The 23,358-nt window shown below is 74.3% G+C and carries 17 protein-coding genes; 7 read left to right on the top strand and 10 right to left on the bottom strand.

The features are described 5' to 3' along the window. Both serB and glgC read right to left on the bottom strand, forming a co-directional pair. The gene (gene serB / locus CXH06_RS08725) at positions 1-663 is read right to left on the bottom strand and encodes a phosphoserine phosphatase SerB (RefSeq protein WP_114854788.1); all 663 of its coding nucleotides are present in this window, start codon (positions 661-663) and stop codon (positions 1-3) included. After that, entirely contained in the window at positions 660-1,901 is a 1,242-nt protein-coding gene (glgC, locus tag CXH06_RS08720; RefSeq protein WP_114854787.1) for a glucose-1-phosphate adenylyltransferase, read from the bottom strand. The genes serB and glgC overlap by 4 nt, the downstream gene beginning before the upstream one ends. A gap of 109 nt (positions 1,902-2,010) precedes the next feature. Here glgC and glgA point away from each other — a divergent pair, with 109 nt between their 5' ends. Continuing rightward, a complete protein-coding gene (glgA, locus tag CXH06_RS08715) occupies positions 2,011-3,204 on the top strand; it encodes a glycogen synthase (protein WP_114854833.1) in 1,194 nt (397 codons plus the stop codon). 13 nt (positions 3,205-3,217) lie between these two features. On the opposite strand, the gene CXH06_RS08710 is transcribed toward glgA, so the two are convergent. Together CXH06_RS08710 and CXH06_RS08705 are read right to left on the bottom strand one after the other, a co-directional pair. Then, positions 3,218-4,012: a hypothetical protein gene (locus CXH06_RS08710; RefSeq protein ID WP_114854786.1), complete on the bottom strand. Its 795-nt coding sequence runs from the start codon at positions 4,010-4,012 to the stop codon at positions 3,218-3,220. Continuing rightward, complete coding sequence (locus CXH06_RS08705; RefSeq protein WP_114854785.1) at positions 4,009-5,511, bottom strand: RNB domain-containing ribonuclease; 1,503 nt, start codon at positions 5,509-5,511, stop codon at positions 4,009-4,011. Before CXH06_RS08705 ends, CXH06_RS08710 begins: the two co-directional genes overlap by 4 nt. A gap of 99 nt (positions 5,512-5,610) precedes the next feature. Between CXH06_RS08705 and CXH06_RS08700 the strand changes: the two genes are divergently transcribed. Continuing rightward, positions 5,611-6,402: an ABC transporter ATP-binding protein gene (locus CXH06_RS08700; RefSeq protein WP_114854784.1), complete on the top strand. Its 792-nt coding sequence runs from the start codon at positions 5,611-5,613 to the stop codon at positions 6,400-6,402. 7 nt (positions 6,403-6,409) lie between these two features. Then, positions 6,410-7,252, top strand: coding sequence for an RNA methyltransferase (locus tag CXH06_RS08695; RefSeq protein WP_114854783.1), 843 nt, complete (start codon positions 6,410-6,412; stop codon positions 7,250-7,252). Positions 7,253-7,314: 62 nt separating this feature from the next. On the opposite strand, the gene CXH06_RS08690 is transcribed toward CXH06_RS08695, so the two are convergent. Next, positions 7,315-8,436, bottom strand: a complete 1,122-nt coding sequence (locus CXH06_RS08690) for a class I SAM-dependent methyltransferase (RefSeq protein ID WP_114854782.1) — start codon at positions 8,434-8,436, stop codon at positions 7,315-7,317. 156 nt (positions 8,437-8,592) lie between these two features. Then, positions 8,593-9,336 carry a class I SAM-dependent methyltransferase gene (locus tag CXH06_RS08685; RefSeq protein ID WP_114854781.1) on the bottom strand — a complete coding sequence of 248 codons (744 nt, stop codon included), beginning with the start codon at positions 9,334-9,336 and terminating at the stop codon, positions 8,593-8,595. A gap of 201 nt (positions 9,337-9,537) precedes the next feature. Between CXH06_RS08685 and CXH06_RS08680 the strand changes: the two genes are divergently transcribed. Then, positions 9,538-9,831, top strand: coding sequence for a hypothetical protein (locus tag CXH06_RS08680; protein ID WP_114854780.1), 294 nt, complete (start codon positions 9,538-9,540; stop codon positions 9,829-9,831). Here the strand turns inward: CXH06_RS08680 and CXH06_RS08675 are convergent. Together CXH06_RS08675 and CXH06_RS08670 are read right to left on the bottom strand one after the other, a co-directional pair. Beyond that, positions 9,821-10,357: a histidine phosphatase family protein gene (locus tag CXH06_RS08675; RefSeq protein WP_114854779.1), complete on the bottom strand. Its 537-nt coding sequence runs from the start codon at positions 10,355-10,357 to the stop codon at positions 9,821-9,823. The two genes, CXH06_RS08680 and CXH06_RS08675, sit on opposite strands and share 11 nt — an antisense overlap. A gap of 23 nt (positions 10,358-10,380) precedes the next feature. After that, positions 10,381-11,412 carry an NAD(P)-dependent alcohol dehydrogenase gene (locus CXH06_RS08670; protein ID WP_114854778.1) on the bottom strand — a complete coding sequence of 344 codons (1,032 nt, stop codon included), beginning with the start codon at positions 11,410-11,412 and terminating at the stop codon, positions 10,381-10,383. A 246-nt stretch (positions 11,413-11,658) separates the two neighbouring features. Between CXH06_RS08670 and CXH06_RS08665 the strand changes: the two genes are divergently transcribed. Genes CXH06_RS08665 through CXH06_RS08655 form a run of 3 tightly spaced genes read left to right on the top strand, consistent with a single transcriptional unit; the run spans position 11,659 to position 17,678 of the window. After that, on the top strand, positions 11,659-12,480 hold the full coding sequence (locus CXH06_RS08665; protein WP_114854777.1) for a hypothetical protein: 822 nt from the start codon (positions 11,659-11,661) through the stop codon (positions 12,478-12,480). Continuing rightward, on the top strand, positions 12,477-14,228 hold the full coding sequence (locus tag CXH06_RS08660; RefSeq protein ID WP_114854776.1) for a DNA polymerase Y family protein: 1,752 nt from the start codon (positions 12,477-12,479) through the stop codon (positions 14,226-14,228). The genes CXH06_RS08665 and CXH06_RS08660 overlap by 4 nt, the downstream gene beginning before the upstream one ends. A 24-nt stretch (positions 14,229-14,252) precedes the next feature. Next, a complete protein-coding gene (locus CXH06_RS08655; RefSeq protein WP_114854775.1) occupies positions 14,253-17,678 on the top strand; it encodes an error-prone DNA polymerase in 3,426 nt (1,141 codons plus the stop codon). Positions 17,679-17,786: 108 nt separating this feature from the next. On the opposite strand, the gene CXH06_RS08650 is transcribed toward CXH06_RS08655, so the two are convergent. Both CXH06_RS08650 and CXH06_RS08645 read right to left on the bottom strand, forming a co-directional pair. Further along, positions 17,787-20,582, bottom strand: a complete 2,796-nt coding sequence (locus CXH06_RS08650; RefSeq protein ID WP_114854774.1) for a YhgE/Pip domain-containing protein — start codon at positions 20,580-20,582, stop codon at positions 17,787-17,789. Then, positions 20,579-23,353: an MMPL family transporter gene (locus tag CXH06_RS08645; RefSeq protein ID WP_114854773.1), complete on the bottom strand. Its 2,775-nt coding sequence runs from the start codon at positions 23,351-23,353 to the stop codon at positions 20,579-20,581. The genes CXH06_RS08650 and CXH06_RS08645 overlap by 4 nt, the downstream gene beginning before the upstream one ends. Positions 23,354-23,358 lie beyond the last annotated feature (5 nt).

Raw genomic sequence — 23,358 nt, 5'->3', positions numbered from 1 at the left:
TCAGCGCGCTGCGGCCGCCTCGAGGTGCGGCCATGCGTCCAGCAGCGACTCCCCGTCCAGGCAGACGTCGGCGACCTCGCGCAGCGCGGGCTTGGCCCGGAACGCGATGCCGGTGCCGGCCGCCCGCAGCATCTCGCGGTCGTTCGCCCCGTCGCCCATGGCGACGGCGTGCCGGGTCGACACCCGGTGACGCGCGGCGAGCTCCTCGAGGGTGCGCCGCTTGGCGGTGCCGTCGATGATCGGACCGGAGACGCGTCCGGTGAGACGGCCGTCCTCGACCTCGAAGCGGTTGGCGAGGACATGGTCGATCCCGGCCTCGGCGGCCAGCTCGTCGATGATCTCGTGGAATCCGCCGGAGACCAGGGCGGTCACCCAGCCCGCCTCCTTCGCGCGCCGCACCAGCTCCAGCGCGCCCGGCGTGGGCACCAGCTGTGTGCGGACCGCGGCGAACACGGAGTCCTCGAGCCCCTCGAGCAGCGCCACGCGGGCGCGCAGGGACTGTGAGAAGTCCAGCTCCCCGCGCATGGCGGCGGTCGTGATCTCCTCCACCTGCTCGCGCACCCCGGCATGGTCCGCGACCAGCTCGATGACCTCCTGGGTGAGGAAGGTGGAGTCGACGTCGGAGACCAGCAGGCCGGTCGCGCCCTGTGCGTCGCCCCTCACGGCTCGATGACCGTTCCCTTGCCGACCACGGTGATCCCGGAGTCCGTGACCACCCAGCCGCGGGCCCGGTCCTGCTCCGGGTCCAGGCCGATCTGGGTGCGCGGCGGGACCACCACGTTCTTGTCGATGATCGCCCGATGGACCTGGCAGTGGCGGCCGATGGAGACGCCGTCCATGATCACCGAGTCGGAGACCTGGGACCAGGAGTGCACGCGCACCCCCGGCGAGAGCACGGAGTTCGAGACCTGGGCGCCGGAGATGACGACGCCGGGGGAGATGATCGAATCCACCGCGGAGCCCACGCGGCCGGGGCCGGCGTGCACGAACTTCGCCGGCGGCTCGTTGCGGTGCCCGGTGTAGATCGGCCAGTCCGCGTTGTAGAGGTTGAAGACCGGGTGGATCGAGATCAGGTCCATGTGCGCGTCGTAGAACGCGTCCAGCGTGCCCACGTCCCGCCAGTAGTCCCGATCACGATCGGTGGAGCCGGGCACGTCGTTGTGCAGGAAGTCGTAGACGCCGGCGTCGCCGCGCTCGACGAAGCCGGGGACGATGTTCCCGCCCATGTCGTGGCTCGAGCCGTCGTCGCCCGCGTCCCGGGTGACGGCCTCGACCAGGGCGTCGGCGGTGAAGATGTAGTTGCCCATCGAGGCGAGCACGGAGGAGGGGTCGTCCGCGAGTCCCTCGGTCTGCGTCGGCTTCTCGACGAAGGCCGCGATGGTGGTCGGATCCGAGGCGTCGGTCTCGATGACGCCGAACTGGTCCGACTGCTCGATCGGCTGCCGGATCGCGGCGACGGTGCAGGACTTCCCGGACTCGATATGGGCATCGAGCATCTGGGAGAAGTCCATGCGGAAGATGTTGTCCGCGCCGACCACCAGCACGTAGTCCGGTTTCTCGTCGTAGATGAGGTTCAGCGACTGGGCGATCGCGTCGGAGGAGCCGCGGAACCAGTGCTTGCCGGTGCGCTGCTGCGCGGGGACGGGGGCGACGTAGTTGCCCAGGAGCGAGCTCATGCGCCAGGTGGCGGCGATGTGGCGGTCCAGGGAGTGCGACTTGTACTGGGTGAGCACCACGATCTTGAGGTACCCGGAGTTCACGATGTTCGACAGCGCGAAGTCGATGAGTCGGTAGATCCCGCCGAACGGCACAGCGGGCTTCGCCCGGTGGAGGGTGAGGGGCATCAGCCGCTTTCCCTCGCCGCCGGCGAGAACGATGGCGAGGACCTTCTTGGACGACATGGTGCGAGGATAGCCCAGAGGTGGCACCGGTCACTCCGAGATGATCCATCTGGGATGCACCGGTGCCGGCACGGCTGGCGGTGCGCCGCCCGAACAGGAGGATCCGGTCATGCGCGTCGATCTGCTCACCAAGGAGTACCCGCCCGAGGTCTACGGAGGCGCGGGGGTCCACGTCGCCGAGCTCACACGGGTGCTGCGCCCCCACATCGAGGTCCGCGTGCGGGCCTTCGGCGAGCCCCGCGCGGAGGAGGGCACCGTCTCGTACAGCACCCCGGAGGAGCTCGCCGGAGCCAACGCGGCGCTGGCCACGCTCGGCACGGACCTCGTGATCGCCGCGGACTGCGCGGGCGCCGATCTCCTCCACTCCCACACCTGGTACGCGAACTTCGCCGGCCACGTCGCCTCGCTGCTGCACGGTGCGCCGCACGTGCTCTCGGCCCACTCCCTGGAGCCACTGCGGCCCTGGAAGGCCGAGCAGCTGGGCGGCGGCTACCGGCTAAGCTCCTTCGCCGAGCGGTCCGCCTACGAGGGCGCCGCCGGGGTGATCGCCGTCTCCGGCGGCATGCGTGAGGACATCCTGCGCGCCTACCCCTCCGTGGACCCCGACCGCGTCCACGTGGTCCACAACGGGATCGATCTCGACCAGTGGGCCCCGAATCCCGACACCTCGGCGCTGACCTCGCGCGGGATCGACCCGGAGGCGCCGACGATCGTCTTCGTCGGCCGGATCACGCGCCAGAAGGGCCTGCCGTACTTCCTGCGCGCCGTGCGCGAGCTGCCCGCCGAGGTCCAGGTGGTCCTGTGCGCGGGCGCCCCGGACACCCCCGAGATCGCCGCCGAGGTGGACGGTCTGGTCGAGGAGCTGCAGGCCACCCGCGGGGGCCTCCACCTCATCACCGAGATGCTCCCGCGCCACGAGCTCACCCAGATCCTCACCCACGCCACCACCTTCGTGTGCCCGAGCGTCTACGAGCCGCTGGGGATCGTGAACCTCGAGGCGATGGCCTGCGGCACGCCCGTGGTCGCCTCCGCCACCGGCGGCATCCCCGAGGTCGTGGTGGACGGGGAGACCGGGTACCTGGTGCCGCTCGAGCAGGTCGACGACGGCACCGGCACGCCGGTGGATCCCGACCGCTTCGTCGAGGACCTGCGCGCGGCCCTGGTGCGGATGGTCTCCGATCCCTCCCGGGCCCGCACGATGGGCGAGGCCTCCCGGCGCCGCGCCGCCGAGCACTTCTCCTGGTCCTCGATCGCCCAGCGCACCCTCGAGGTGTACGAGACGGTGCTCTCCCGCAGCGCCTGAGCCCTCCCGGGGGTCAGCGCTCGTCGGCGGCGACGATCCGCTCGACGGTCTCGACCAGCGCCGCCCGGGCCGCGTCGTGCAGCTCGTCGAGCAGGCCGCGCCGGGCCAGCGCCTCGGCGAGGTGCACGGTGTGGCCGTGACCCTCGTCGATCTCGGAGCGGGTCAGCAGGAGCGTGCGCGCGGCGAGGGAGAGCAGGTGCGCCGCTCCCGGATCCAGGTGCCGCGGCAGCGCGGTGGAGGTCCAGCCCGGCGGGATCCGCGCGGACTCCACGGGCTCGTCGGGAACCAGGTCCAGCTCCACGCTGCCGGTCGCGGCGCGCCGCAGGGCGTGCAGCAGCTCCTCGCGGGCGCCGCCCGAGGATGCTGCGGGGGCGACCTGCGCCCCCAGGGGCGCCGCGATCCGTCGCCAGGAGACCGCGTGGACCCGCCGGCCCTCCACCTCGTCGTCGACCACCTCCGGGACCAGGGTGTGGTCGGCGATGCCGGCGGCGGTCACGACCACCGCCTGCTCCGCCTCGAGCGCCGCGGTGATCGCCGCGGGCGGTCCCACGAGCCCGGCGATCCGGCCGGGCACAGGAAGGACCAGGCGCAGCTGGGCCAGCGGCAGGCGGCGCAGCGCGGTCATCCACGTGAAGAGGTCCTCGCCCTCCCCGCCGGGCACGCCGCGCCCCACCCCGTCGCTCAGCGCGGCGGCGTCGTCGGGCCCCAGATCACCGCGCAGGTAGACGGAGGTCCACAGCATGAGCACCGCCGCCCGGGGCAGGGCCACGAGATCCCGGCCCGCGGCGGCGGGGTCCGCGGGGCTCATGCGGCTCCCGCGGCGTCGTCCGCCGCGACGAGCGTCGCCCGCCGCGCGAGGGGGTCGACCGAGTCCACGCGCACCCGCACCCGCGCGCCGATCGGCGCGTCCATCGTCACCCACGCGGTCACCGGCGGCTCCGTGAGCTGGACCTCCACCCGGGCGGGGGAGCCCTCGGCACCGTCGCCCTCGCGGGCCTCTCGGCGCTCGATGACCGAGGCGTCGAGGACCTCGCCCACCTGCGTGGCCAGCGCCGCCGTCTCCACCAGCCGGATCGCCTCGCGCTCGAGGGTGCCCGCGGCGGCGCCCGAGCGCTGCATCGCCGCGGGGATCTCGCCGAGGACCGCCAGCAGCTCCGGGGCAGGGGCGCTGCCGCGAGCATGGGCGTGGCAGACCAGCAGCACGAAGCGATCCACCAGCCGGCGCAGAGGCGCGGTGGCGTGCGCGTACGGGGCGGCGATCGCGGCCTGCTCGGGCTGCTCCGGGATCTCCTCGTGCCGCGTGAACGCCGTGTAGGACGCGCCGCGGAAGAGGGTCGCGGCCTGGTTCAGCAGCGCGAGATGCACGGGGTCGCGCCAGGTCAGGGAGGCGAGATAGGCGCCGTACCCCTGCTCGGCGGGCCAGGGCACACCCAGCACCTCGGTCTGCCGGCGGAAGCGGTCCACGGCCCGGGGCGAGGCGGGCGGCATGGTGCGCAGGATCCCCGCGCCGTGCTCGAGCATCAGGGAGGCGGCCGCCATGCCGGTCATGAGGGACACCTGCGCGTTGGCGTCCTCGATCGGATTCGGGGTGCGCCAGGCCAGGTGCACCCGCTCGCCCTCGGCGAGGACCTCCTGCTCGGGGACGTTCAGGCTCGCCCCGCCGCGCTCGGCCTCGAGCTGTCCGCGCAGCGCGCCGATCTCCTCCAGCAGCACCATGGTGGGATGACCCTCGCCGCGGTCGAGCGCGGCCTGCACCTCGTCGTAGCCGAGCTTGGCGCGCGAGCGCACCAGCGCCCGTTCCAGGCCGATCCCCTGGACCGCGCCGCGCGCATCGAGATCCAGCTGCCAGACGAAGGCGGTGGTGGTCTGCTCCGGCAGCAGTGAGGCCGCGCCCTCGGAGAGGATCTCCGGGTGCAGGGGGATCCGGCGGTCCGGCAGGTACAGGGTCTCGCCGCGGCGCCGCGCCTCGTGGTCGAGCGGCCCGTCCAGGGGCACGAACCAGGGCACGTCCGCGATCGCGTAGAGCACCCGGTAGCCGTCCCCGGACCGTTCGAGGTGCATGGCCTGGTCGAGATCCGTGGAGGTGGCCGGATCCAGGGTCACGAACGGGACGTCCGTGCGGTCCGCTCGCTCGAGGTCGGTGAGCTCGCGGGCGGCGGCGCGCTCGGCCTCGGCGAGCACCTCGGGCGGGAAGCCCAGCGGCACCTCGTCCTCGTGCTCGGCGAGCAGGGCGTCGATGCCCTCTCGGACCACGGCGGCCGCGACGGACCCCCGCGAGGCGTGCAGGGCGACGGGGCGGTGGGGCACGGCGACCTCCTTCAGCGGCGGATCGGGCCCGGTCAGTCTAGGGCGAGGCGTCCGCCACGCGGGAGCAGAGGGGGCCTCCGAGGACGATAGGCTCGGAGCATGGCCGCAGCAGCTTCTCTGACCGACGTGACCGTCCGACGCAGCGGGAAGGACCTCCTTCGCACCGTGTCCCTCGAGATCGGGGAGGGGGAGCGCTGGGCGGTCCTGGGCCCCAACGGGGCCGGCAAGTCCACCCTCACGCGCCTGCTCGCGGCACGCCTGCACCCCACCTCGGGGACGGTCGGCATCCTCGACGAGACGCTCGGGAAGGTCGACATCTTCGAGCTGCGCCCGCTGATCGGCCTGGCCAGCCAGGAGCTCGCCGAGACGATCCCGGCCGAGGAGACGGCGGAGAACGTCGTGGTCACCGCCGGCTACGGCGTGGTGGGCCGCTGGCGCGAGGAGTACGACGCGGTCGACCTCGAGCGCGCCCGGACGCTGCTGGCGGCCTTCGGCGTCGGCGATCTGGGCGAGCGGATGTTCGGCACCCTCTCCACCGGCGAGCGCAAGCGCGTGCTCGCCGCTCGCGCCCTCATGACCGACCCCGAGCTGCTCCTCCTGGACGAGCCCGCCGCGGGCCTGGACCTGGGTGGCCGCGAATCCCTGGTGCGCACCCTGGGCCGCCTCGCCAAGGACCCGGCGACCCCGGTGACCGTTCTGGTCACCCACCACGTCGAGGAGATCCCGCCGGGCTACACCCATGTCGTGCTGCTGCGCGAAGGGGAGATCGTCGAGGCCGGCCCGATCGAGCAGACCCTCACCTCCCAGAACCTCACCCGCACCTTCGGGCTGCCGCTGGTGGTCGAGCAGCGCGGGGAGCGCTTCACCGCGCGCTCGCTCTCGCTGAACTGACGCCGGCGTGGAGGCCCCCCAGCTGCGCCGGATCACGGACCTCGCCGATCCGGCGCTGGACGACTACCTGCGCATGACCGATGTGCGCCTGCGCTCGCGCGTCGAGGTCGAGCGCGGGCTGTTCATGGCCGAGAGTTACGAGGTGATCTCCCGCGCGCTGGCCGCCGGGATGGCGCCGCGCTCCTTCCTCATGAGCGAGAAGTGGCTTGAGCGCTTCGCGCCGCTGTACTCCCGCTTCCCCGAGGTGCCCGTCTTCGTGGGGGAGGAGCCGCTGCTCGAGCAGCTCACCGGCTTCCACCTGCACCGCGGGGCGCTCGCCGCGATGCAGCGTCCGGTGCTGCCGACGGTCGCCGAGCTGCTGGCCGGGGCGCGAGGCGGCGAGAGCTCCGGGGCGGGGCGTCGCTCTCGGGTGGCGATCCTCGAGGGCCTGGTGGACCACACGAACGTGGGCGCCTGCTTCCGCTCCGCCGCCGCGATGGGCGTGGACGCGATCCTCGTGACGCCGACCTGCGCCGACCCGCTGTACCGCCGCAGCGTGCGCGTCTCCATGGGCACCGTCTTCCAGGTGCCGTGGACGCGGATCGAGCACTGGCCCGGGGCGATCGACGAGCTGCAGGAGGCGGGTTACACGGTGGCCGGACTGACGTTGGGGGAGGGGGCGATCACCCTCGACGAGCTCGTCGCCGAGGACCCCCGCGATCTCGCGCTCGTGCTGGGCAGCGAGGGCCACGGGCTGCTGGAGACGACGGATCAGCGGCTGGACCGTCGGGTGACGATCCCGATGATGCACGGCGTGGACTCGCTGAACGTGGCCGCCGCCTCGGCCGTGGCCTTCTACGCGACGCGCTGAGCCGGACGCTCCTCGCGCCGACCGAACGACGCACCGGCTCCCTCGCGAGCGGTCGTCGCTCCTCAGGCGGGCGCCAGGCGCCAGAGCGAGGTGACCTCCGCGGCGCGGGCGGCATGCAGTGGATCCGAGGAGTCCCGCGCGCGCGGATGTCGCGGCCGGGTGTCCGTGCGATCCACCACGCGCAGTCCCGCCGCCTCGATCCGGGCCGACAGCTCCTCGCGGCGGCGCAGGCCGAGGCGCTCGGCGAGGTCCGAGAGCACCAGCCAGCCCTCGCCGCCGGGGCTCAGATGCGCGGTGAGCCCGTCGAGGAACGCGCGGAGCATGCCGCTGCCGTCGTCGTAGACGCCGAGCTCCACCACCGAGGTGGGCCGGGCCGGGATCCACGGAGGATTGCAGACGACGAGGTCCGCGCGCCCGTCGGGGAACAGGTCCGGGCCCTGGACGTCGACCTGCCCGGAGAGCTCCAGCGCGGCGATGTTCTCCCGGGCGCAGACCAGGGCGCGCGGGCTGATGTCGGTGGCGACCACGCGGCCGATGCCGCGGCGGGCCAGGACCGCGGCGAGCACCCCCGTGCCCGTGCCGAGGTCGAAGGCGGTGCCGCCGACCGCCGCAGCGGGCAGCGGCGCCTCGGCCACCAGATCGATGTACTCCCCGCGGACCGGGGAGAACACGCCGTAGTGCGGGTGGATGCGAGCCCCCAGGGCGGGGATCTCCACGCCCTTGAGGCGCCACTGATGCGCGCCGATCACCCCCTGCAGCTCGGTGAGCGCGACGGCCCGCGGCGCGGTGGACGGCCCGTACGCCTCGGTGCACGCCTCGCGCACCTCCGGGGCGCGGCGCAGAGCCAGGGTGTGGTCCGCCTCCAGCACGACCAGGAGATGGCCCAGCACGCGGGCGCGGTGGCTGCGGGATCGGCGATGGAGGTGGAAGGACTCCGCGAGGTCCTTCCCGCGGGGTGCGGGCTTGCGATCGATCCGTCGGCCCATCGCCTGCAGCAGCTGGCGCGCGCCCGGGTAGTCGCCCCGCCACAGCAGGGCGGTGCCCTCGCAGGCCAGCCGGTGCGCCGCATCGGCCGTCATCCGGTCGTCCGCGACGACGACGCGGCGCGGGGCCGGCGCCCCGTTCTCGGAGTGCCAGAGCGCGGACTGCGGAGCGTCCCCCTCGGTCCAGTGGATCGTGGTCACCTTGTGCTCCTCGTGGTCGGCGGCGCGCGAGTCGGGGCAGGGCGGGCCTCCCGTCCTGCGGCGCAGCGCGCGAGGAGGAGCTGCCCAGGCCCTCGCCGTACGTCGCGATGCTCGCCATCGTGCCCCACGCCGGGCCCGGGGGACGCGCCGAGGTGATCAGCTCCGCACGGCCAGCAGGCTGATCGCGTTGGGCAGACGCCCGTCCCAGGCCGCGGCGCGCTCGCCGTCCTCCGGCATCCAGAACGGATCGGGATGCTCGGCCAGGTGCTGCAGGGCGAAGCCGGCACGCTGCAGGGTCATGACCAGCTGGGCCAGGGTGCGCTGGTGCTCGGTCGCCCCGCGGGCGGGGAAGGTGTCGTTGACGTGCGAGGCGGCGAAGTAGCTGCGATCGCTGCGCACCCACGCCTCGGTCGCGTCCCAGCTCCACAGCGGGACCAGGGGATGGGCCTCGTAGACGAACAGGTGCCCGCCCGGACGCAGCAGCCGGTGCATCTCTGCCGCCCAGGCGTCGAGATCACCCATCCAGATCAGTGCGCCCTTGCCGGTGTAGACGAGGTCCGCGCAGGCCTCCGGCAGGCCCGTGTCCGGCAGCTCGGCGACCTCGTAGCGGCAGGGAACGCCGAGCTCCTCGGCCCGGCGCTGCGCGGCGCCGACGGCGGTGGGGCTGTAGTCGATCCCCACCACGCTGCGCGCTCCGAGGCGGAGCAGGGCGTGATCGTCGAGCCCGTGACCGCTCTGCGGATGCAGCACCTCCGCATCGTCGATCAGCGGCGCGAGCAGCTCCTCCTCGACCGGCCACAGGCGCGCGGTGCGTGCCTGCTCGAGGTGCTCGGCGTACTCCACGACATGCTTGCGGGAGGCCTCGTCCCAGGCGCGGCGGGTGTCCTCATGGGTGCTCACGGCTCGAGGCTAGCGGGGTGCGTCCCCGGCGATGGCACGAATATCGCTCTCGGAGTCCGGGTCGAGGTCATCTCCGAAGGGCGCCGGCAGGCCTTCGACGGCACGGGCTCCTGAGGTCCCGGCACGGGCCGACGAAGGTCGCTCCCGCCATGGCGGTGCACCGTGATGCGATGGTTCCGTCGCCGAGCGAGGAGGTCCATCATGTCCCGTACCCGAGCCCTCGCGGCGGGCGTGCTGTGCGCCAACAGCCTGCCGCATCTGGCCTGCGCCGCCGCCGGCCGGCGCATGCTCACGCCGCTGGGCGGGCGGGAGTCCTCGCCCGCCGTCAACGCCGTGTGGGGTGCGGCGAACCTCGCGGGCGGGCTGGTGCTCGTCTCCTCCGCGGTGCGCCGCGGTGAGGACGGGCGCGGGGAGCTGAACGCCTTCGGTGCCGGTGCGGCGCTCATCGCCGTCTGGGGCGCGGTGGGGGAGCGGGTCTTCCGCTTCAACGGCTGAGCGGGCGTCCGGGCACTCCGTGGCCGATGATCCTCGCGCCGGTCGCAGAGACCTCCACACCGACCAGATCGGGGAAGGTCAGTGCCTCCCAGAACGCCGCGGCCTCCTCTCCGCGGAGGAGCAGCCCGATGCTGGCGAGCCAGGACGTCATCACCATGCCATGGGTGGCGACCAGCAGATCCTCACCCGGGTGCTCGCTCAGCGCGTCCCCGAAGCGTCGTCCGGCCTCGTGCGGGGTCTCCCACCCCCGGTGCCGCTCGTCGTGACGGTCCCCGACCCAGGCCCGGCGCCGGTCGCGCACCGCCTCGTCGAAGGGCTCCCCGGGACGGGTGACCTCGCCGAACCGCGCGTCCAGCCGCGGCACGCGGCCCGTGACGAGCACAGCGGTCTCGACGGCCTTCACCTCCGGGCTGCTGAGCACCTGGATCTCCTCCGGCACGCGGTCCCGCAGCGCGATCGCCGCCGCCCTCCCGGACTCGCTCAGCGGCCAGTCGGTGGGCGCTGCGCTCGGATCCGGGACGGGCATCGCATGCCGGAGGAGATGGATCCTCACAAGGTGATCTGGATCTTCACGTCCGTCGGCCGGCCCTCGAGGAAGCGCTCGAAGGCGCCGACGGAGTCGTCGAAGGAGAAGGTCTCCGAGACGAAGCGGCCGAGGTCCACGGCGTCGGTCGCGGCGAGGTCGATGGCCTTCTGGTAGACGTTCGCGTAGCGGAACACGGTCTCGAGCGAGATGCCGCGGCTCTGTGCGGTGGCGATGTCGAAGGGCACCGGGTCCACGGGCATTCCCACCAGGACGATGCGGCCGCCGGGGGCCGGCAGGCTCCACAGGTTCTTGTACGCGGGAGCGGCACCGGTGGCCTCGAAGACGACCTGGGGACCCCAGCCGCCGGTCTCGGCGCGGACGCGCTCGCCGAGGTCCTCCGTCGTGGCGTCGACCGGGACGATGCCCTCCATGCCCTCGAGCAGGGCGAGCTTCTCGGGCAGCACGTCGGAGATGTACACGGTGCTGGCGCCGCCGGCGCGGGCGGCGATCGCGGTCATGATGCCGATGGTGCCGGCACCGACCACGGCGGCCACGTCCCCGGGCGCGATGTCGGCCTTGGTGGCGGCGAACATGCCCACCGAGAACGGCTCGATGAGGGCGCCCTCGGCGTAGCTGAGGCTGTCCGGGAGCGCAAAGGTGTACGCGGCGGGGTGGATGACCTCGTCGGTGAGGCAGCCGTGCACCGGCGGCGTGGCCCAGAACTGCACGCCGGGGTCGACGTTGTAGTTGCCCTCGCGCACGGCGCGGGAGCTGGGGTCCGGCACCCCGGGCTCCATCGCGACGCGGTCGCCGACGCTCAGGTGGCTCACGCCCTCGCCCACCTCGACCACGGTGCCGGAGCCCTCGTGGCCGAGGACCATCGGCGCCTCGACGACGAAGGGACCGATCTTGCCGTCGGTCCAGTAGTGCACGTCGGAGGCGCAGATGCCGACGGTGTGCATGGCGACCCGCACCTCGCCCGGGCCGGGGGAGCCGACGGGCTCGACCTCCTCGATGGCCATCCGGTTCTTCTCGTGCAGCACCAGTGCGCGCATGGATCTCCCTTTCGACAGGCGTGTGCGAGCTCTCATGATCGCAGACCAGGGCGGGGCACCCGCGCGGCGGCTTTCGGGCCCCTCCCCGGCGCCGTCCCGTCGTCTGTCGGACCCCTCCATCAGACTCCGTACGTACGTTCGATGCAACGACCTGCACACCTTGAGGAGCGCCCCGTCGAGGCGTAGAGTTCGAACACCTGTTCGAGCGTGGGGCGAGGGCTCCGCAAGGATCGGGAAGGAGGATCGATGGCCACAGCCATCCGCACGGCGGAGCGGACCGGGGAGCGTGAGGACCGTCTGGCCCTGGCCCGCGCCACCCTGGGCGCCGCCGAGCGCAGCGCCGCCCGCTGGGGCGGGAGGATCGACCGCACCGCCCTGCGTCCGGCCTCGGCCCCGGAGCAGCAGACCTCCTCCGCCGACGACGGCCTGGGCGTGCGCCTGCCGGTGCCCGGCCCGCTCGCGCCGCTGTTCCCCCGCGGGACGCTGCGCGCGGGCGGCTCGGTCGCGATCGAGGGGGCCGCGACCACCTCCCTGCTGCTGTCCCTGGCCCTCGCCGCGGCGGGGGAGGACTCCTGGTGCGCGATCGCCGGCATGCCCGATCTCGGGCTGCGCTCCGCCCTGGACGCGGGTCTGGACCCCTGCCGCCTGGCCCTCGCCCCGGCACAGGGGGAGCAGAGCCCCCAGGTGCTCTCCGCGCTCGCGGACGGGGTGGCGGTCCTCGTGCTCGGCCCCGACCTGCCGCTGACCCCCGCGCTCTGGCGCAGCCTGCAGGGACGCGCCCGCACTGCTGACACCCTGCTCCTGGCCGCCGCGCCGCCCGGGCGGGCGGACCTCGCGCTGCGGGCCTCGGCCCGGGGGTGGGACGGTCTCGGCGGCGGCTCGGGCAGGCTGCGCCGTCGCCGCCTGGCGGTCGCCGCCGAGGGCCGGGGGATCGCCGGGCAGCGGGAGGTCGAGGTGCTGCTGCCCCAGGTGGGCGGCATGATCGCGGCCTCGCCGCGCACCGCGGTGGCGGCTCCCGCCCAGCGGGAGCCGATGCGCCTGCTGCAGCCGGCCAGGAGGGCCGGATGACCAGCACCCCGACCCGCACGCCGCCGGCCGCGGGCCCCGGCGGCGCCGGAGCTCCCGCAGCCCGCGCGGCCACGCGCACCGTCGCCGTCACCGTCCCGGACTGGCCGCTGCTCGCGGCGCTGGACCGCCACCAGCGTCGCCTCGATGCCGACGCCCCCGCGCTCGACCTCGCTGTCGCCCCCGTGCTCCTGCTCGACCAGCACCGCGTCACCCATGCCGGCCCCGCGGCCCGTGCGGCCGGGGTGCTGCCGGGGATGAAGCGCCGCGCCGCCCGGGCCGCCTGCCCCGAGGCGCTCGTGCTCGAGGCGGACCGGGAGCACGAGGCCGCCCTGTTCGAGCTGGTCGCCGCCGCCGTGGACACGATCGCGGCCGGCGTGGACGTGCTGCGCCCGGGCGTGCTGCTGATGTCCGCCCGCGGCCCCGCCCGCCACCACGGCGGCGAGGAGATCCTGGCCGAGCGGATCCTCGACGCGGTCGCGGAGCTCACCGGCTGGGACTGCACCGTCGGCATCGCCGACGGTCCCTTCGCCGCGCTGCTGGCCTCGGCACCGGGCCGGATCGTGCGCCCCGGCCGCAGCGCCGACTACCTCGCCCCGCACCCGATCACCGCGCTCGCCGGAGCGCCCGTCGGCCCCGGCTGGGGGCATCGCGGCCAGCCCTCGGCCCAGCGGCCCGAGCGGCGGCTGGACCTCGGGGAGACCGTGGACCTGCTGCAGCGCCTGGGCATCACCACCCTCGGCGAGCTCGCGGCCCTGCCCTCGGCCGCCGTCGCCGACCGCTTCGGCCCCGACGTGGCGACGCTGCACCTGCTGGCCCGCGGCGGGGAGAGCGCCCCGCCCGCGACCCACCACCCCACCCAGCCGATCCTCGCCGAGACCACGCTGGAGACCCCGCTGGTGCGCACCGACCAGGCGGCCTTCATCGCCCGCCCGCTGGCCGAGGAGCTGCACGCGATGCTCCTGGCGCGCGGGCTGGTGTGCACCCGGCTGCGGATCGCGGCCCGCACCGAGGGCGGCGAGGAGATGGAGCGCACCTGGCGGCACGACGGCGCGCTGAGCGTGGCGGACGTGGTGGACCGCATCCGCTGGCAGTGCGACGGCTGGATCACCCGCTCGCGCCTCGGCGGCCCCGCGACCGGGGCGATCACCCGGATCGGGCTGCACCCGCTGCAGCTGGCCCCGGCGGGGGAGAGCGCCCCGGCGCTGTGGGGCAGCGCCGGGGAGGCCGCCCAGCGGGCCGCGCGCGCCCTCGCCCGCGCCCAGGGCCTGGCGGGGGAGGACGCGGTGCAGGTCCCGGTGCCCCTCGGCGGGCGGCTGCTGGCCGAGGAGGTGACGCTCGTGCCCTGGCGCACCGAGAAGCCCGCCCGGCGCGAGGGCCCCTGGCCGGGCTCCCTGCCGCGCCCGGTGCCGGCCACCGTGTTCCGCGAGATGCCGCCGGTGCTGCTCGAGGACGCCGCCGGGCGCCCCGTCGTGGTCACCGCCCGCGGCCTGCTCAGCGGGCCGCCGGCGCAGCTGCGCCTCCCTGCCTCCGGGACCGGCGCCCTGCAGCGCGCGGGGCTGCGCGCCGGCAGCGCTCACCCGGTGCTCGCCCACAGCGCCCCGACCGTGCTCGACGAGCGCTGGTGGGCGCCCGACGGGCACCGCGCCGCCCGGCTGCAGCTGGTGGTGCGCTCCGCGAGCGGGGAGGAGACCGCCGTGCTGGCGCTCTCGCGGACGGGCAGCTGGATGCTGGAGGGGCTCTATGACTGAGCGCCCGACGGGCGGGGGCCGCTGATGGCCGGCTGGTTCCTGGGCCCGCCCGCCTGGAAGGACCTCGAGGCGATCCTCTCGGACCGTCCGGCCGAGCTGGTCTCCCCGCCGATCGTCGTCGAGCACACGGGGACGGTCGCCGAGGACCCCTACCGGCCCGAGCGCGCCGTCGGGTACGCGGAGCTGCACGCCCACTCCCACTTCAGCTTTCTCGACGGCGCCTCGAGCCCCGAGGACATGGCCGCGCAGGCCGCCCGGCTGGGGCTGGAGGCGATCGCGCTCGTGGACCACGACGGCCTGCCCGGGGCGGTGCGCTTCGCGAGCGCCGCCGCGGCGCAGGGCGTGGCCACCGTGTTCGGCGCCGAGCTGACCCTGGGGCTCGAGCCCGGCGCGCAGGCCGCGGGCACCACGCCGGTGATCTCCGCGCCCCGCACCGGCCTCCCCGATCCGGACGGCGAGCACCTGCTGGTGCTCGTGCGCGACACCCCCGGGTACCGCCGGCTCTCGGCCGCGATCGCCCGCGCCCACCTCGACAGCGGGCAGAAGGCCGTGCCGCGCTACCGGCTCGCGGAGCTGGCCCGCCTCGCCCGCGAGGGGGGCTGGCAGATCCTCACCGGCTGCCGCAAGGGCGCCGTGACCCGTGCGGCCGCGCCGCACCTGGAGACCGGGGACCTCGAGGCCGCCGCCCACGCCGCGGCCGGCGCCATCGCCCGCCTGCTGGACCTGTTCGGCGCCGGGAACGTCGCCGTCGAGCTGGTCGCCGGCGGCGGGGGAGAGGCCGACGAGCTCCACGACGCCCTCGCCCAGGGCGCGCGCCTGGTGCGGGAGGCGCACGGCCTCGATACGGTCACCCTGCCGCTCGTGGCCACGACCAACGCCCACTATGCGCGCCCGGCGGACAAGCGCCTGGCCGACACCCACGCCGCGCTGCGCGCCGGGGTGCCGCTCGCCCAGGCCGATCCCCACCTCTCCTCCCGCCCGGCCCATCTGCGCAGCGGCGAGGAGATGGCCCAGCTGCTGCCCCGCTACCCGGACGCGATCGCGCAGGCGTCCCGACTGGGCCGGGACTGCGCCCTGGACCTGCGCCTGCTGGCCCCGGACCTGCCCCCGTTCCCGGTACCCGCCGGGCACGACGAGGCGAGCTGGCTGCGGGAGCTGGTGGAGATCGAGGGCCGCGAGCGGTACGGCCCGCGGCCCGGGCCCGGCGCCGAGGAGCGCGTGCCGGGAGCATGGGCGCAGATCGACCACGAGCTGCGCATCATCACCGACCTCCGCTTCCCCGGCTACTTCCTCATCGTCCACGAGATCATCGACTTCTGCGCGGGCGAGGGGATCCTCGCCCAGGGCCGGGGATCGGCCGCGAACAGCGCCGTCTGCTACGCGCTGGGCATCACCGCCGTCGAGCCCGTCGGCCACCATCTGCTCTTCGAGCGCTTCCTCGCCCCGGAGCGGGACGGTCCGCCGGACATCGACCTCGACATCGCCTCCGACCGCCGCGAGGAGGTCATCCAGCACGTCTACGAGCGCTACGGCCGGGAGAACGCCGCGCAGGTCGCCAACGTCATCACCTACCGGGCGAAGCTCGCCGTGCGCGACGCCGCACGGGCGCTCGGCTACGACACCGGCGCGCAGGACGCCTTCTCGCAGCGGATCGAGCGCTCCTTCTCCTCCCTCGCGGAGGCGGACGTTCCCGCCGACGTCGTGGAGCTCGCGCAGAAGCTGCGCGACGCCCCGCGGCACCTGGGCATCCACTCCGGCGGGATGGTGCTGTGCGACCGGCCGGTGATCGAGGTGTGCCCCGTGCAGTGGGCGGCGATGGCGGACCGCAGCGTGCTGCAGTGGGACAAGGACGACTGCGCCGATGCCGGGCTGGTCAAGTTCGATCTGCTGGGCCTGGGGATGCTCACCGCGCTGGACCACGCCCTGCGTCTGGTCGGCGAGCACCACGGCCAGCACTTCGAGCTGCGCACCCTGCCGCAGGAGGACGAGGCGGTCTACGACATGCTGTGCGCCGGGGACAGCATCGGCGTGTTCCAGGTGGAATCGCGCGCGCAGATCTCGACCCTGCCGCGGCTGAAGCCCCGCGTGTTCTACGACCTGGTGGTGGAGGTGGCGCTGATCCGCCCCGGGCCCATCCAGGGCGGCTCCGTGCACCCCTACATCCGTCGCCGCAGCGGCGAGGAGGAGGTCACCGTCCTGCACCCGCGGCTGGAGAAGTCCCTGCGCCGCACCCTGGGCATCCCGCTGTTCCAGGAGCAGCTGATGCAGATGGTGGTCGACATCGCGGACTTCACCCCCGCCCAGGCCGACCAGCTGCGCCGCGCGATGGGCTCCAAGCGCTCCACCCAGAAGATGCTCGATCTCTCCGATGCCCTCTTCGCGGGGATGGCGCGGCACGGCATCACCGGCGAGGACGCCGAGGCCGTCCACCGCAAGCTGCTGGCCTTCGCCAACTACGGCTTCCCCGAGTCCCACGCCTACTCCTTCGCGTACCTGGTCTACGCGAGCTCCTACCTCAAGTGCCACTACCCGGCGGCGTTCACCGCGGCGCTGCTGCGCTCCCAGCCGATGGGCTTCTACTCCCCGCAGTCGCTGGTTGCGGACGCCCGCCGGCACGGAGTCCTCACCCGCGGGCCCGACGTGCTCCTCAGCGGCGCCCGCACCGACCTGGAGACCGACGCGGACCACCGCGGCTACCGGGTGGACCCGCCGCGCGCACAGATCCAGGGCGAGGCCGCCGCGGCCGGCCCGGCGATCCGGCTGGGCCTGGACCAGGTGCGCACGATCAGCACCGAGACCGCGGAGGCGATCGTCACCGAGCGCGAGCGCGGCGGCCCCTTCTCCGCGGTGACGGACCTGGCCCGGAGGGTGGCCCTCAGCGCCCGCCAGCTCGAAGCGCTCGCGACCGCCGGGGCGCTGGACGCCCTCGCCTCCTCGCGTCGGCAGGCGCTGTGGGCCGCGGGCGCCGCCGCCCAGGAGTCCCCGGGCACTCTCGCCCACCTCGCGGTGGGGGCGCAGGCGCCGATGCTGCCGGGCATGAGCGATGCGGAGCTCGCCACGGCCGACGCCTGGGCCACCGGCATCACCCTGGACGAGCATCCGATGGCGCTCGTGCGCGAGCAGCTCACGGCCGCGGCCGTGCTGGCGATCGGCGGCACCCGGGAGGCGGAGGACGGCTCGCGGATCCGGGTGGGCGGGGTGATCACCCACCGCCAGCGTCCGGCGACCGCCGGGAACGTCACCTTCCTCAGCCTCGAGGACGAGACCGGGATCCTCAACGTGGTCTGCTCCCAGGGCTTCTGGGTGCGGCACCGCGCGCTGCTGCGCACCGCCCGGGCCGTGGTGCTGCGCGGCATCGTCGAGAACCGCTCCGGGGCGGTGAACCTCGTGGCCGACGACGTGGAGCCCCTGGACCTGGCCGCGGCGGGCAGATCCCGGGACTTCCGGTGAGCGCCGGCATCCGGCCTGTCGGATGCCGCGGTGAGCCCGCGCTCACCGCCCCGGATCACCGGCGCGACGGGCCGGCACGATCGACGCCCGCCGCACCGGCCCGTCGGCTCAGGCGCCGACCGGCAGGGCGGCCGCGCTCACCCACTCCGAACGGTCGGCGCGGCGGGCGCCGCGCGAGGCCGCGAGGGTCACCAGCAGCGCGAGAGCGGCCCAGGCGAGGATCGCCATCAGCGTGCCCGAGGTGCTCACCAGCGAGCCGCCGAGGGAGGCGTGCACCAGGCCCTCGGTGACGATCGACAGCGGCATCAGCGAGCCGATCGACTGCAGCAGCGGCGGCGCCGTCTGCACCGGGAGGATGCCCACCAGGGTCACCACCTGCAGCACCATCAGCACGATCGAGGCGATGCGCCCGATGCGCGCCCCCAGCAGGACCAGCAGGCTCTGATGGAGCACCGTGAACATGGCCGCCCCGGCGAGCGCCACCACTCCCACCGCGAGCGGCGAGACGGGTGAGATGCCCACCCCGGTGAGCACCGCGAGCACGGCGATGGTCTGGGCCACGGCGATCAGCAGCGCCGGGGCCAGCGATCGCAGCACCACCTGCCACATGGGCACCGCCTGGTCCAGCAGGCGCCGGGACAGCGCCGGCAGCAGCAGGAAGGTCGCGAAGGCGCCCAGCCACAGCGCGAGCCCCGTGACGAAGGGGAAGGTCGCCGTGTCCGCGCCGGCGGCCTCGTTCTGCCGGGTCGCGTCGGTCCCCACCGGGGAGGACGCCATCTCGCCCATGCGCGTGCGCTCGTCCTCGGAGTAGCTGGGGACCCCGTCGGCGCCCTCGCGCAGACCGCTCGCCAGCTCCTCGGTGCCCTCGGAGAGCTCGTCCGTGCCGTCGGCCAGCTCGCCGCTGCCCTCGGCCAGCTCCCCGGTCCCGTCGGCCAGCTGCTCGCTGCCTTCGGCCAGCTGGTCCGCACCGGTGCCGAGCTGGTCCGCGCCGGTGGCGAGCTCCTCGGAGCCGTCGGCGAGCTGTCCGGCGCCCTCGGCGCTGGTGCGGGTGCCGGTGGCGAGGTCGTCGAGCCCGGTGGCGAGCTCCCCGGCGCCGTCCGCGCTGGTGCGCGCGCCGCCGGCCAGCTCCTCGGCGCCCTCGGCGAGCTGGTCCACCCCCTGGCCGTACTGGACCAGGCCGTCGCGTAGGGAGGTCACCCCGGTGACGAGCTCCCCGGTGCCCTCGGCGCTGGTGCGCGCCCCGGCGGCGAGCTGCTCGGTGGAGCTCACCAGGCCCGGGTTCGCCGCGGTGCCGTCACCGGCGAAGGCGGTCTCGACCCCCTCGGCGTAGGTGAGGACGCCCTGGGTGCCCTGGACGAGCCCGGGCTGCTCCTCGGTGCCGTTGATCCCGTCGGCGACCTGCTGGACGCCGTCCGCGGCGGCGGTCGCGCCCTCGCCCACGCCCTGAGCGGTCGCGAGCAGCCCGGGATCCGCGGCGGTGCCGTCGCCGTCCAGCACGGTGCCCACGCCGTCGACGTAGCCGAGCATGCCCTGGGCCTGCTGCTTCATCGCCTGGGCGTTCGGGTCCTCGGGATCCTCCGCGAGCATCGCGTCGGCCGTGGTGTCCATCTGCGCCGCGAGCTCGGCCATGCCGGGGTTCTCCGCGGTGCCGTCGCCGTCCATGACGGTGCGCAGGCCCTCGCCGTAGGCGACGACCCCCTCGGCGCCCTGGGCCAGGCCCGGCTGGTCCGCGGTGCCCTGCAGGCCGTCGGCGGCCTGCTGGGCGCCCTCGCCGAGCTCCGCGGTGCCCTCGGCGACCGACTGCGCGGTGGGGACCAGCCCCGGGTTCTCCGCCGTGCCGTCGCCGGAGACCGCGGTGCCGGTCTGGGCGACACCGCCGGCGACCTGCTCGAGGCCCGTGGCGAGCTGCTCGGCGCCGGTCTCGAGGCCCGGGTTCTCGGCGGTGCCGTCGCCCTCCACCCCGGCGGCGAGCTGGTTCGCGCCGTCGAGGAGGCCGGGCTCGTCCGCGGTCCCGTTCATCCCGGCCTGCAGTCCCGTCACGCCCTCGGCGAGGTCCTCGGTGCCCGTGGCGAGGTCATCGAGGCCCTCGGCCAGTTCGGTGCCGCCGCTCGCGGCGTCCTCGGAGCCGGTGGCGAGCTCGCCGAGGCCGTCGGCGAGCTGACGGCTGCCGTCGGCGCTCTGCCAGGTGCCGTCGGCGAGGGACCACACCCCGCCGGAGAACTCCGTGGTCCCCACGGCCGCCGCGGTCGCGCCCTCGGCGAGCTCCTCGGTGCCGTCGGCGAGCTCACGGGTGCCCTCGGTGAAATCGGAGGTGCCGCCGGCGAGCTCCTCGGCGCCGTCCGCGGCCTCCCCGAAGCCCTCGCCGAGCTCGTTGAAGCCGAGGTAGAGGCCGTCGAGGTACTGCTGGGCCATCTGCCCGCCCATGGTGGAGGCGGAGGCGTCGGCGACCGCGGTGCCCACCAGGGCGTTGATCTGTCCGGCGGCGTCGTTGGTGGTGACCTCGAGGATCGCCTGGCTGGCCTCCGGGGTGCCGATCGTGGCCAGCTGCGCGGAGAAGTCCTCGGGGATCACCACCACGGCGGCGTAGCTGCCGTCGGTCAGGCCCTCCTCCGCGTCCTCCTCGGTGGTCAGCTGCCAGTCGAAGCCGGAGGTCTCCGGGGCGTCCTGTCCCTCGACGGTGCCGGGCTGGGTGAGGGCGCCGGCCAGCAGGCGCCCGAAGGGCACCTCCTGCACCTCACCGTTCTCGTCCTCGATCTCGGCGCCGGCGTCGAGGTTCACGACCGCGGCGGGCACGGTGTCCAGCCGATCCACCCGGCCGCTCAGCGCCCACAGGCCTGCCCCGGCGACGAACAGCGGCAGCAGCAGGACGATGACCAGGGTGCGGGGGTGCAGCAGGCGGTTCATGCGAGAGCTCCTTCGGGGGCGGAGTCGGTGGAGCGCTGGACGGACAGGGCGAGCAGCCGGCCGGGCTCGCGGAGCCGGTGCATCAGCGCCTGCTCGATGTCGGTGGGTGTCTCGGAGCGGGAGCCGACGACCACCGTGGCGCCCGCCTCCAGCAGCTCGTCCAGGCGCCCGAGCGTCTCGTCCTCGGCCGAGGACGCGATCGGGGCGAGGTCGTCGATCCGCTCGATGATGATCACCGCGGTGCCGGCGCGTCGGCGGTCGATCCGGGCCAGGGCGGCGGCGGTGTCCCGGTCGGCGGCCAGCCAGTGGGCCCGGGATTGGACGGCACCGAGGTCGTCCGGCGCCAGACGGTCGTGGACGGCGAGGATCCCCGCACTCGGCGTCAGCCGGCCGGCGGCGAGCGCGAGGAAGGACTCGCGGACGGCGCGGTCCGGGGCGCGGACCACCAGCAGGGTGCCCGGGCGCACGGAGCCGGTCAGCGGGCCCAGCTGTCCCTCCTCGCCGAGCAGCGGGGCCACGGTGTCCTCGAGGCGGAGCGCGTGGTCGCCGTGCTCCTCGGTCCAGCGCCGGTGCTCGAGAACCGCGGCCAGGCCCTCGCCCTCGACGTCGACGGTGGGCAGCGCCCGGTCCATCCAGCGCGGCAGCCACCACGCATGCCGCCCCAGCAGGGCCAGCACGGCGGGCACCAGCGTCATGCGCACCACGAAGGCGTCCACCAGCACGCCCACGGCGAGCGCGACGGCGATCGGCTGCAGCATGAACCAGCCGGTGGTCACGAAGCCCGCGAAGACGGCGACCATGATCAGGGCCGCAGCGGTCACCACCGGAGCGTTCGCGGTGAAGCCGCGCTCGATCGAACGGCGGGCGTCACCGGTGTGGACGAACTCCTCGCGCATGCGGGAGACGAGGAACACCTCGTAGTCCATCGCCAGGCCGAACAGCACGCCCATGACGATGATCGGCATGAAGGAGACGACCGGTCCGTTGACGTCGACGAACAGCAGGTCGTTGAACCAGCCGTACTCGAAGACCATGGCCGTGACCCCGAAGGCGGCGAGCACGGAGAACAGATAGCCCACCGAGGCCTTGATCGGCACCCAGACGGAGCGGAACACCAGGGCGAGCAGGATCAGCGAGAGGCCGACGACGAAGATCGCGAAGGGCAGCAGGGCACCGGAGAGCTTGTCCGTGACGTCGATGCCGACGGCGGTCGCCCCGGTGACGGTGACGTCCGAGATCGACAGCTCCTCCTCCCACTGCTCGGCGCTGCCGCGCAGCTCGGCCACGAGATCCTTGGTGGACTGGTCGGTGGGACCGCCCTCGGGGATGACGGCGACCACGGCCATGTCCGCCCCGCGGTTGGGGGTCGCGATCTGGATCTCCTCGACGTGATCGAGCGCGGCGATGTCGGTCTCGAGCTCGTCCACCACGCCGAGCGGGTCGGTGGTGTTGATGATGTCCGCGGTCACCAGCAGGGGACCGTTGTAACCGGCGCCGAACTCCTCGGAGATGAGGTCGTAGGTCTCGCGCGCATCGGTTCCCGCCGGCTCGGTGCCCAGGTCCGGCAGCGCGAGCTCGAGGTCCTTGATCGGGACCGCGAGCGCCCCCACGCCGAGCACGACCAAGAGGATCGTCACCGCCGGCACCTTCGTCACCAGGCGGACCCAGCGGTGGCCGAGGCCGCGGCGGGACGTCGTGGCCTCGCCATCTGCCTCCGCGGTGGGCATCGCCCCGTCGTTCTGGGCCATCAGGCGCCGGATCCGCCGCGGCCGCAGACGCTCGCCGAGGATCCCCATGATCGCCGGCAGCAGGGTCAGGGCGACCACCACGGACAGGCCGACGGTCGCGGCGGCGGCGAGGCCCATGACGGTGAGGAACGGGATGCCCGTGACGAACAGGCCCACCAGGGCGACGATCACGGTCATGCCGGCGAAGATGACGGCGCTGCCGGAGGTGGCCAGGGAGGTGCCCACGGACTCGCGCACGTCGTCGCCCCGCGTGAGCTGGTCCCGGTGCCGCGAGAGGATGAACAGCGCATAGTCGATGCCGACGGCGAGGCCCAGCATGGCCCCCAGCGCCGTGGTCACCGAGGCGATCTCGACCCCGGCCGAGAGCGCGACGACGGCGAGCATCGAGACGCCCACGCCCACCACGGCGGTGACGATCGGGATGAAGGCCGGGACGAAGGAGCGGAAGACGATCGCGAGGATGATCAGGGCGACGAGGATGCCGACCACCTCACCGGCGCCGAAGGGGACCTCCGCGGACTGGAGCACCTGGCCGCCGATGCTGGCCTCGAGCGCAGCGGTGTCCGCGTCATCGACCAGCGCCGAGATCTCCTCGACGGACTCGGGCGGGTACTGGCCCAGCTGTCCCGTCATCTGGAACTGGGCGATGATCGCCGTGTCGTCGTCGTTGCGGGTGCCGGGGGAGAGGTCGTCGAAGGGGGAGGTCGCGATCTCGACCCCCTCCACCTCGCCGATCTCCTCCATGAGCTGATCGATCTCGTCCCGGTGCTCGTCGACGGTGGTGCCGTCCTCGGTGACCAGGACCACCTGCCCTGAGGTGCCGGCCATCTCCGGGAAGCGGTGGGAGAGGGTGTCGATGCCGCGCTGGCCCTCGGTGCCGGGGATCTCGATGTCGGAGGAGAAGGTCCCGCCGAGCCCGACGGCGAGGACGCCGATGGCGACCAGCAGCGCGAGCCAGGCCGCGACCACCTTCCAGCGGAGTGCGGCCATGCGACGGCCGAGGCGATACAGGGACGAGGACACGGGAC

Origin of the sequence: Brachybacterium sp. YJGR34 (assembly GCF_003347015.1) — a bacterium.
Classification (GTDB): Bacteria; Actinomycetota; Actinomycetes; order Actinomycetales; family Dermabacteraceae; genus Brachybacterium.
This window is presented reverse-complemented; position numbering and strand designations above follow the sequence as displayed.

Excerpts from the sequence above, each read along its gene's own strand:
- glgC (WP_114854787.1), bottom strand. The coding sequence starts at position 1,901 with ATGTCGTCCAAGAAGGTCCTCGCCATCGTTCTCGCCGGCGGCGAGGGA.
- glgA (WP_114854833.1), top strand. The coding sequence starts at position 2,011 with ATGCGCGTCGATCTGCTCACCAAGGAGTACCCGCCCGAGGTCTACGGA.
- CXH06_RS08710 (WP_114854786.1), bottom strand. The coding sequence starts at position 4,012 with ATGAGCCCCGCGGACCCCGCCGCCGCGGGCCGGGATCTCGTGGCCCTG.
- CXH06_RS08700 (WP_114854784.1), top strand. The coding sequence starts at position 5,611 with ATGGCCGCAGCAGCTTCTCTGACCGACGTGACCGTCCGACGCAGCGGG.
- CXH06_RS08680 (WP_114854780.1), top strand. The coding sequence starts at position 9,538 with ATGTCCCGTACCCGAGCCCTCGCGGCGGGCGTGCTGTGCGCCAACAGC.
- CXH06_RS08675 (WP_114854779.1), bottom strand. The coding sequence starts at position 10,357 with ATGCCCGTCCCGGATCCGAGCGCAGCGCCCACCGACTGGCCGCTGAGC.
- CXH06_RS08670 (WP_114854778.1), bottom strand. The coding sequence starts at position 11,412 with ATGCGCGCACTGGTGCTGCACGAGAAGAACCGGATGGCCATCGAGGAG.
- CXH06_RS08665 (WP_114854777.1), top strand. The coding sequence starts at position 11,659 with ATGGCCACAGCCATCCGCACGGCGGAGCGGACCGGGGAGCGTGAGGAC.
- CXH06_RS08660 (WP_114854776.1), top strand. The coding sequence starts at position 12,477 with ATGACCAGCACCCCGACCCGCACGCCGCCGGCCGCGGGCCCCGGCGGC.
- CXH06_RS08655 (WP_114854775.1), top strand. The coding sequence starts at position 14,253 with ATGGCCGGCTGGTTCCTGGGCCCGCCCGCCTGGAAGGACCTCGAGGCG.
- CXH06_RS08650 (WP_114854774.1), bottom strand. The coding sequence starts at position 20,582 with ATGAACCGCCTGCTGCACCCCCGCACCCTGGTCATCGTCCTGCTGCTG.